Annotated in this window: 2 protein-coding genes; one reads left to right on the top strand and one right to left on the bottom strand. The window is 41.5% G+C overall.

Annotation, left to right across the window (positions count from 1 at the left end):
* Window positions 1-335: DUF6208 family protein (locus tag F6K53_RS44635; protein ID WP_293087448.1), on the top strand; the 335-nt coding region annotated here is incomplete at its 5' end.
* Window positions 336-538: 203 nt separating this feature from the next.
* Here F6K53_RS44635 and F6K53_RS44630 read toward each other — a convergent pair.
* The coding region (locus F6K53_RS44630; RefSeq protein ID WP_293087445.1) for a VOC family protein at window positions 539-1,115 on the bottom strand (577 nt) is incomplete at its 5' end.

The raw sequence follows: 1,115 nt of genomic DNA, 5'->3' as shown, positions 1-1,115 counted from the left end.
TCAACCTGTTACGTTTTAAGCAATGGTTACCCCAGGCATTTGTCAAAAAAGTCTTCTTGCCTGTACCGAATCCAGAAACCAAGTTTTACTATGGTGCCTTGAAAAAAGCAGAATCGATTCAATTTAAACTAGCACCATCCCTGTTAACAACCCATGATATTTACTACAGCTTGTACAGCCGTGAATGCTTTCCGCTAGATTGGTACAAAATTACTGAAGGGGAACATAGAACATCTGCTAGTGATCAGAAGTCTATTTATATTGTTCGGATTCATCCGAAATTTGAGCGAAATGCTTTATTTGAAAATAGTTGGGTGAAGATAGCCGTTGTTTGAAGTTGCTAGTGGTGCGTTAGGGGCGGACTTGTCCTTATTTTTACGGTAGCCAGCGTTGGGATAGTCCGCACCGTAACGCACCATGAAAAGGCTCGCTAATCGGCGTTTTTGAACAGAGCTATCTGCCGTAACCCACCAATATTCTGTGACTTAAGCAGTGATTAGATTGACCTTATAAACAGTCACTGAAAAGTCAATACCAACTAGAACAACAAGTTCTCGCGAAGGCTTAACGTGTTGCCATCAAAATCCTTAAAGAATGCTAATATAACTCCTGCACCAACATCTTTAATCGGTGACACATCAATCCCTTCAGAGATGAGGAAATCCCTAGCCAAAAATATATCTTTCACAACTAGTGTTAGTACGGCTTCTCCCGTTCCTGTAGGTTGGTCTTCGTAGAGGCCAATTAGGGTGCCAGGCACGTTGGGGTAAAAGAACTGCGTCCAACGGTATGTATCCTGGGAAGTATCCCGTTCCATGCCCAAAAGCTCCTCGTAAAAGAAGATGGCTCGCTTGAGATCGACGACATTTACTTTAGATACATAGCCCGTTACGAGCTCATCCATAGGGTTTTGAGCAACTGCGGTGCTAGTCCATCCAGAACTTAACAGAACAAAAACACTGATCAGTGCGATGACTGTTGCTGTCTTGAGCTTTTGCAATAATTTTTGCATCATTTTCATTTTTAGGTTATCCTTATCTAACCTTTTTTGGTGTGGTCTACTCCTAGGACATTTAAGTTTAAATTTAGATTTCATAGAGCAATATTCAGAGGCA

Source organism: Moorena sp. SIO4A1, assembly GCF_010672065.1.
GTDB lineage: Bacteria > Cyanobacteriota > Cyanobacteriia > Cyanobacteriales > Coleofasciculaceae > Moorena.
The sequence above is the reverse complement of the archived record's forward strand: the minus strand, read 5'-3'. Positions and strand labels throughout refer to the sequence as shown.